Source organism: Steroidobacter sp. (assembly GCF_016790065.1).
Taxonomy (GTDB): Bacteria; Pseudomonadota; Gammaproteobacteria; order Steroidobacterales; family Steroidobacteraceae; genus Steroidobacter.
This window is the reverse complement of record NZ_JAEUPY010000207.1, coordinates 1-7,798: the sequence shown is the minus strand read 5'-3', so window position 1 is coordinate 7,798 and position 7,798 is coordinate 1. Positions and strand designations below refer to the sequence as shown.

The 7,798-nt window shown below is 61.9% G+C and carries 6 protein-coding genes and 1 pseudogene; 5 read left to right on the top strand and 2 right to left on the bottom strand.

The window, feature by feature from the left end; translation table 11 throughout:
* Positions 1 to 180: 180 nt before the first annotated feature.
* Positions 181 to 972, bottom strand: coding sequence for an enoyl-CoA hydratase-related protein (locus tag JNL55_RS08905; protein ID WP_415923042.1), 792 nt, complete (start codon positions 970 to 972; stop codon positions 181 to 183).
* A 100-nt stretch (positions 973 to 1,072) separates the two neighbouring features.
* Entirely contained in the window at positions 1,073 to 2,230 is a 1,158-nt protein-coding gene (locus JNL55_RS08900; RefSeq protein ID WP_293852186.1) for an isovaleryl-CoA dehydrogenase, read from the bottom strand.
* A gap of 147 nt (positions 2,231 to 2,377) precedes the next feature.
* On the opposite strand from JNL55_RS08900, the gene JNL55_RS08895 reads away from it, so the two are divergent.
* The 5 genes and pseudogenes from JNL55_RS08895 to JNL55_RS08875 all read left to right on the top strand — a co-directional run.
* On the top strand, positions 2,378 to 3,187 hold the full coding sequence (locus tag JNL55_RS08895; RefSeq protein ID WP_293852184.1) for a FadR/GntR family transcriptional regulator: 810 nt from the start codon (positions 2,378 to 2,380) through the stop codon (positions 3,185 to 3,187).
* Between the two features lie 99 nt (positions 3,188 to 3,286).
* Complete coding sequence (locus tag JNL55_RS08890) at positions 3,287 to 3,802, top strand: RNA polymerase sigma factor (protein ID WP_293852183.1); 516 nt, start codon at positions 3,287 to 3,289, stop codon at positions 3,800 to 3,802.
* On the top strand, positions 3,799 to 4,851 hold the full coding sequence (locus JNL55_RS08885; protein ID WP_293852181.1) for a FecR family protein: 1,053 nt from the start codon (positions 3,799 to 3,801) through the stop codon (positions 4,849 to 4,851). Before JNL55_RS08890 ends, JNL55_RS08885 begins: the two co-directional genes overlap by 4 nt.
* A 78-nt stretch (positions 4,852 to 4,929) precedes the next feature.
* The gene (locus JNL55_RS08880; RefSeq protein WP_293852179.1) at positions 4,930 to 7,290 is read left to right on the top strand and encodes a TonB-dependent receptor; all 2,361 of its coding nucleotides are present in this window, start codon (positions 4,930 to 4,932) and stop codon (positions 7,288 to 7,290) included.
* A 14-nt stretch (positions 7,291 to 7,304) separates the two neighbouring features.
* Positions 7,305 to 7,798, top strand: a pseudogene (locus tag JNL55_RS08875) (peptidase M28); the annotation flags it as partial.

Sequence of the window (7,798 nt, the reverse complement as noted above, 5' to 3'; positions counted from 1 at the left end):
TGCGCGAAGGCCAATGCCATGGCGCGGCCAATGCCGCGGCCGCTGCCGGTGATGGCGACGAGCTTTCCGTCCAGCTGCATGAAACCCCCCAAAGGAACTATCGGTTCAGCCGACCTGCGCGAAGGCGTCGGATGTTACCCGGTATTTTGCGTTGCACAAAGGGGGGATTTCTATGGGGGCTCAGTCCTGCGGAATCCAGCCCGCTTTGCGCCGTTCCAGGAATGCCGACAGGCCTTCCTTACCCTCCGGGCTGACTCGCAAACGCGCCAGCAGCCGCGCGGTTTCATCGCCCAGCACATCGCGGTCGTGGAAGTGTGCGACTCGGCGAACCAGCTGTTTTGCCGCGCGCACTGCTGCAGGCCCACCCCGCAGCAAATGATCGACCTGCTCATTGACGACTTGGTCGAGTTGCTCGGGTTCGGCCGTGAAATGTAGTAGTCCGAGGCTCTGTGCTTCAGTGGCAGTGAACGGTGCTGCAGTGAGAAACAAACGCCGCGCTTGCCGGCTGCCGATGGCCTCGACGACATAAGGTGAGATTGCCGCGGGCACGATGCCGAGGCGCACTTCTGTCAATGCAAACTTCGCGGGGGTCGCGCCGATAGCGATATCAGCACACGCGACCAAGCCGACGCCGCCGCCGAAAGTGTTGCCATTTACGCGGGCAATCAGCGGCAATTCAAACTCATCCAGCTTGCGTAACAGCCTCGCGAGCACCTGCGCGTCGGCGACGTTCTGCTCCTCGGTAAAGTTCAGCATCGAGCGCATGTGACCGATGTCGGCGCCCGCACAGAAGCTCGCGCCTGCGCCGGTGAGCACGACGACGCGCACATTCGAATCGCTGCCGAGTTTGGTCAGCGCGTCGTACAGCTCGCCCATGGTCGCGCCGTCGAGCGCGTTATGTTTCTCGGGGCGATTGATGGTCAGCGTCGCGACGCCGCGGGAATCGATATTGGTGATAGCGGTCGACATGATGTGAGCTCTCGCGCCGATGGTGGGTCGCGGATCTAAATATGTTAGGGCAGGGGGCGCATGCAATGCATGACTGCATGCGACTCCTACCGTGCTCCCAGCGTCAGGCCGTGGCTTCGAACAGCTCGCGCCCGATCAGCATGCGGCGAATCTCGCTGGTGCCCGCGCCGATCTCATAGAGCTTGGCGTCGCGTAACAGGCGGCCGGTGGGATAGTCGTTGATATAGCCGTTGCCGCCGAGCGATTGAATGGCTTCCAGCGCCATCCAGGTCGCCTTCTCGGAGGCCTGCAGAATGCAGCCGGCCGCGTCGAAGCGCGTCACCTTGCCGCGGTCGCATGCCGCCGCCACCGCATAAACATAGGCTCGGCAAGCGTTCATGGTCGTGTACATGTCGGCAATCTTTCCCTGCATCAGCTGGAACGTGCCGATGGCGCGGCCGAACTGACGGCGCTCATGCACATAGGGAACGACGATGTCCAGGCACGCGCGCATGATGCCGAGCGGACCGCCGGCCAACACCACGCGCTCGTAATCCAGGCCGCTCATCAGCACCTGGGCGCCTTTGCCTTCCTGGTGCAGCACATGCGAGGCGGGTACTTCGCAGTCCTGGAAGACCAGCTCGCAGGTGTCCGAGCCGCGCATGCCCAGCTTGTCCAGCTTCTGCGCGCTCGAGAAGCCCTTCATGCCGCGCTCAATGATGAACGCGGTAACACCGCGGGCACCGAGCTCGGGGTCCAGCGTGGCGTAAACGACCAGGGTTTCGGCCAGCGGACCATTGGTGATCCACATCTTGTTGCCGTTCAGGACGTACTTGTCGCCCTTCTTGGTGGCGCGCGTGCTCATGCCGACCACGTCGGAACCGGCGCCAGGCTCGCTCATGGCCAGCGCGCCGAGGTGTTCGCCGGTGATCAGGCGGGGGAGGTAGCGCTCCTTCTGGGCCGGTGTACCCCAACGGCGGAGCTGGTTCACGCACAGGTTGGAGTGTGCGCCGTACGAGAGGCCGACCGAGGCGGAGGCGCGGCTGATCTCCTCCATGGCCACCACGTGCGCGAGGTAGCCGAGGCCGGAGCCGCCGTACTCTTCCTCGACCGTGATGCCCAGCAGGCCCAATTCGCCCAGTTCGGGCCACAGCTCCCGGGGGAACTTGTTGTCCCGGTCGATGCTCTGCGCCAGCGGAGCGATGCGTTCGCTCGCAAACTTCGCTACCGTGGTGCGCAATGCGTCCAGGTCCTCGCCTAAACCGAAATCGAAGTCTTGCACGCTGGCCCCCACGAGTTGGGTGAAGATGTCCGGAATCGACCGGCACCGAGGCGGTGGCGCGCTCATGGTGCCCGATCAAGAATTGCCCTATTGTCCGACAGTCCGTCTTTTAGTCAATCACGGGATTCTCAGCCTGCCACTATGGTCATGAAAAAAAAGACGATATCTGCCGTCCGACCGCGCCGTGCAGGCGCCACCGACGCCGCAGTTGCGCCGGAAGCCGGCGAAACTGCGTTGTTCGATCCGGTGGAGCGGTCGCCGGCTTACACCAAAGTGTCCTCGGCCATCGAACATAAAATCCTGTCCCGTGCGCTGCGCGATGGCGATGTGTTGCCGGCCGAGCTGGACCTTGCTCAACAGTTCCGTGTGCATCGTTCGACGGTTCGCGAGGCGCTACGACAGCTCGAGAGCGCCGGCCTCGTGGCGCGCCCGCCGGGAGCTAAGCGAATGATCGTCAGTCGCCCCGAAGCTGCGAAAGTGGCTTCTGGCATGCGTCACGCCTTGGTGTTGCACGAGGTGACGTTCGTCGATGTTTGGGAAGCGATGATGGTGATCGAGCCCGAGGTCGCTGCATTGGCGGCCCTGCGTCGCACGCAGGCCGATCTCACCGCGCTCACTCAAACCAGCGAACAGTTTCGCGATTCGCCCGAGGGCGATCCGGACTCGGTGAACATCGTTGCTTTGTTCTTCGAACAGATCGGCGCGGCGTCACGCAATCAAGTGTTGGTGCTCGCGAAACAATCGCTCGCTCAAGCGTTGGCGCCCTCGCTGGCTCGAATGATCGATACCGTCCCTCAGGCTCGCACACGCATCACTGACGCGCAGAAACGCATCATCGTCGCGGTAAGAGATAAAAACGCCGACGAGGCCAGAAAGTGGATGTCGAAACATGTTCGCGACTTCAAGCGAGGTTATGAAGTCGCCGGCATCTCGCCGGACACGCCGATCTCGGTTTAGAAATATCGGTTCGAAAAACGCGCCCCGCCGAGCAGCGTCACCTGCTCGGCAGCGCGCCTCGTTGCAAGCTGGTGAGTGCCCGCCGTATGCTCGAACGAGATGTCCCTGCCGCACGAAGCCTCCCACAGTGATTTGCTCCAAGCGTTGTCACAGCGCTATCGGGCGCCATTGCGTGGCTTTTTCGAAAAGCGGCTGCGTGCCAAGGCCGACGTCGAAGATCTGGTGCAAGAAGTGTTCGTGCGCCTGGCGCAGCGACGCGACCTGACTTCGATCGAGCAGATCGAGGGCTATCTCTTTCAAGTTGCAGCGAATTTGCTCCGGGACCGTGGGCGCCGGGAAGCCGTGCGCGGGGTCGGTTCGGGCACGCCTGCGGAAGCCACTGAAGAAAGTATTGAGGTAATCACGCCGGAGCGCGTTTTACAGGGGACGGAGGTCCTCGACCGCGTGATCGATGCGCTTCACCAGTTGCCCGAGCGGACGCGTACCGTGTTCGTACTGCAGCGATTCGAGGACTTGAGCTATTTGCAGATCGCACGCCGGCTGGGCCTGTCGGTCAGTAGCGTCGAGAAGCACATGATGAAGGCGATGGCGCATATCAAGCGCCGCGTGACATGAGCATGGATGAAGTGATGCAAGATGGGATGGACGAAGCGGCGGCCAGATGGTTCGCCCGCGCCCGCGCGGGTGACATGACCGCGCGTGAACGGTCCGCATTGGCGTCGTGGTTGAACGAGCGTCCCGAGCATCGCGTTGCCTATGAAGACATGCAGGCCGCTTGGGAATTGACCTCGGCTGCGGCGAGTCATGAAGCGGTGCGTGCCATGCGCGCAGCGGCGCTCACCGCTGGGCCGGCGGCTGAAGCTTCGTCTTGGCGTCGCAAGGGACTTTGGTCGGCTGCGGTGGCGGCGTGCTTGGTGGCCGCTGTTGGCGCCGTGCTGTGGCTGAATCCGGAGGCTCGAGGCTTAGCGGCGCGTGTGGTGTCGAATAGCCCGGAGCGTGCTTATTCCACTGCGGTAGGCGAGCGTTCCACCATCAATCTCGAAGATGGCTCGACGGTGGTGCTCAACACCGATACTCGAATGCGAGTTGCCTATTCGCCGGGCCAACGTGCCATCACGCTGTTGCAAGGTCAGGCGTTGTTCGAAGTGGCCAAAGATGCTTCGCGGCCGTTCGTCGTGCAGGCAGGCGATCGCCGTATCGTTGCCGTCGGTACCGCGTTCGATGTGCGCATGGATCAGAAGTCGGTGCAGGTCACGTTGATCGAAGGTCGAATCAATGTGGAAGAGAGCGGGCGGAAGAGCGGTGGCCAAGCGCCTCGCCGTGCGCATATGGAAGCTGGGCAGCAACTCATCGCGCCTTTGCATGCGAGCGGGCCGGGGGCAGCGACGCCGGACATGATGCGAACCGCCGACGCGGTGGTCGCCACGAGTTGGCGCGACGGTCGTGTAGTGTTCCAGAACGAAAAACTGCACACCGTGGTCGCCGAGCTGAACCGTTACAGCGAGCGCAAGATTCGCCTACAAGATCAGTCGCTCGGCGAGCTGCGCCTGAGCGGCACCTTCGTCACCGGCAACCCCTCTCGATTTGCCGCCGCCGTGCATGAATACTTCCCGGTGCAAGTGGTCGATCAGGCCGGCACCGATCTGGAATTGCGCTGGCGTTAGAAATAAATGTGAGGTGAGCCCATCGTCGCGCGTTCTACCCATCATGAAGCCGCAACACAGCGGCGAATGGGAGAGCAGATGAAGGTTCGTTTCACAACGGCGCCGCGTCTGGCGGCGCTCGCTGGCAGCTTGTTTCTTAGTACCCTCGGTCCGGTCACCGCGCAAGATCTGGCTCGCGCGCGCTTCGACATCGAGCAGCAAAGTCTTTCCAGTGCATTGAATGAGTGCGCGCGTCAGGCAGGCCGCGAGATTCTATTTGCACCCAATCTGGTGCAGTCGTTGCAAACGGAGGGCGTGCGTGGCGAATACACCGTCACCGAGGCTCTGGATCGCTTGCTCAAGGGCACCAATCTGCGCTTCCGCGTCACCGGTGAAGACACCATTCTGATCGAGTCCGCGTCGAGCGCCGGCAGTACCTCGGCATCTGCTCAGGATCTGTCGCTGGCCGACATGGAGCTGATTACCGTGTTTGGTCGCGGTGTCGCCGCCGAGTCGATTCGCGAAGTGCCGCAGACCGCGACGGTGCTCGGCGAGGAACTCCTGGAGATCATCCCGAACGCCACCGTGCAGGACGCGCTGCGCTTCATTCCCAGCGCGTCGAACCTGATCGGCGACTATTCGTTCACTCACAACTTCAATATTCGTGGCTTCGGCACCAGCGCGACTTGGAACGGCATGGTTCCGGGCATCGCTGCGCCCAATAAGATCGATTCGACCAACGTCGAGCGCATCGAAGTGCTGATGGGCCCAGCTGCTGTGCTGTACGGCGCGATGGAACCTGGCGCGGTCATCAACGTCGTCACCAAACAACCGCAGCGCGCGTTTCATGCGGAGTTGAACGTCAATGGCGGCAGCTACGACACCTACGGTGCCTCGCTCGATATCGGCGGACCGCTGAGCGACCGCATTGCCGCTCGTCTCAATGCATCGTATTCGGATGCCGGCGCGCCGTTCGATCATTGGGGGTTGCAGACCATCTTTCTCGCACCCGTGGTCAGCTTCGAGCTGAGTGAGCGCACGCTGCTCACGGTCGAAGGCACTTATCGCGATGCCTACTACGACGAAGGCATTTACGACGGCCGCATTCCGGTTGCCGGCACCCTGCGCCCGAATCCCAACGGCGAAATTCCCATCGACACCAATCCTGGCTACGTCGCTGGCGTGACCGATTTCACCGCGCTGTGGAAACAAGCGGACGTTCGTTTGAAGCACGAGTTCTCGGACGCGTTGACGTTGAATGCGCAGCTGTCCTACGCGGATAACTCGCTGACCAGCGTGGAGGCGTTCGGCGGCAACCTGCAGTCGAACAATCGCACCGTGACTCGCACGTTGGGCACGCGCGATCAGCAGCAAGAAAACTATCTCGCCGCGGTCAACCTCGGCTCCAAGTTCAGCACTGGCGCCGTCGAGCACGCAGTGACGGTGGGCTTCGATTACATCGACTATCAAGCGGATACCGTCAACGGCGGCTATTCCGGCGTGATGCCGGTGCTGGATGTGTACGCGCCGAATTATTCGGTGACCGGTCCGCTGACCTTCGTGCCCAACTTCTTTTTCACCGGTAAGCTGGAAGCCTTCGCGGGCTACTTGCAGGATCGCATCAAGATTGGCGACGACCTGACGTTGCTGGTGGGCACGCGTTACACCGATTCGGAATCCAAGACGGCGTTGACGCCTCCCGGCTTGCCGCGTACCGATCTGCCGCTGGTGAAAGCGAGCAAATGGTCGACGCAATTGGGCGTGCTGTACGACGTGACCGATTCGGTGTCTGTGTACGCGAACCGCACCACTTCGTTTCAACCGCGCGAAGCTGTGTTGAGCCGCACCGGTGAAGTGCTCGACACGCCCGAGACAGCTGTGCAGTACGAATTGGGAACGCACTTGGAGCTCGGCGGCCCTGGCTTGATCGCGAACCTGGCGTTGTTCCGTATCGAAAAGCCCAACGTGCGCACGCCGGATCCTGAGAACACGCTGTTCCAGATCCAGGCCGGCGAAGTGCGTTCGCAAGGTGTCGAACTGTCTGTGAACGGCCAGCTGTTGCCGAACTGGATGCTGTACGGCGCGTATGCGTTCACCGATACCGAGGTGGTCAAGACCAACGTGGCCAATCAGTTGGGCAAGCGCTTTCGTAATGCTCCCGAGCACACCGCGTCGCTGGTGACCCGTTACGACATCGCGTCGGGACTGCTCGAAGGGTTGGGCTTTTCCGCAGCGGTGAATTACATCGGCAGCAGATATGCCGAAGCGGTGAATATTCTGGAGTTGCCAGCCAGCACCCGAGTGGATCTGGGCGTCTACTACGACGTCAATGAGCACGTCGAGGTGAGCCTGCGGGGCAGCAACATCACGGACGAGGACATCTACAACGGCTTTTCCACGACGCTCGTCATGCGCAATGCCGGCGCCAGTTACACGGCGAACATGAAGGTCCGCTTCTAACTCGGTCGGTGAGCATGGCGAAGACGATGAATCTGCGGTGGACGACCGCGTTGGTGTGCGGCTGTCTGGCCTTGCCGGCCTGGTCGCGCGAGCCCGTCGATCTGGATGCAATCAGTCGCATCACGGACGAAGCGATGAATCGCAGCGAGCTACCTCAGCTCGCTGCGTATCTATGCGATCGGATCGGCGGGCGCATGACCAACTCGCCGCAGATGCGTGAGGCCGAACGCTGGACGCAGCAGACGTTTCAGTCCTGGGGGCTGAGCAACGTGCATGCCGACGGCTTCGACTTCGGGCGGGGCTGGACCATCGAGGAAGCCAGCGTTCGGATGCTCACGCCTCGCTCGCAGGTGTTGCGTTCGATTCCGGTGGCATGGACGCCTTCGACCAACGGTGCGATTCGTGCGTCGATTGTGGTTGCTCCCCTGCAGAAGCAAGAAGACTTCGCGCGGTGGCAAGGTAAGTTGCGCGGCAAGATCGTGTTGGTCAGCAAGCCGACGCCGGGATC

Bases quoted from the DNA above. Each gene is read 5' to 3' on its own strand.
- JNL55_RS08880 (WP_293852179.1), top strand. From the start codon at position 4,930: ATGAAGGTTCGTTTCACAACGGCGCCGCGTCTGGCGGCGCTCGCTGGC.
- JNL55_RS08885 (WP_293852181.1), top strand. From the start codon at position 3,799: ATGAGCATGGATGAAGTGATGCAAGATGGGATGGACGAAGCGGCGGCC.
- JNL55_RS08895 (WP_293852184.1), top strand. From the start codon at position 2,378: ATGAAAAAAAAGACGATATCTGCCGTCCGACCGCGCCGTGCAGGCGCC.
- JNL55_RS08890 (WP_293852183.1), top strand. From the start codon at position 3,287: ATGTCCCTGCCGCACGAAGCCTCCCACAGTGATTTGCTCCAAGCGTTG.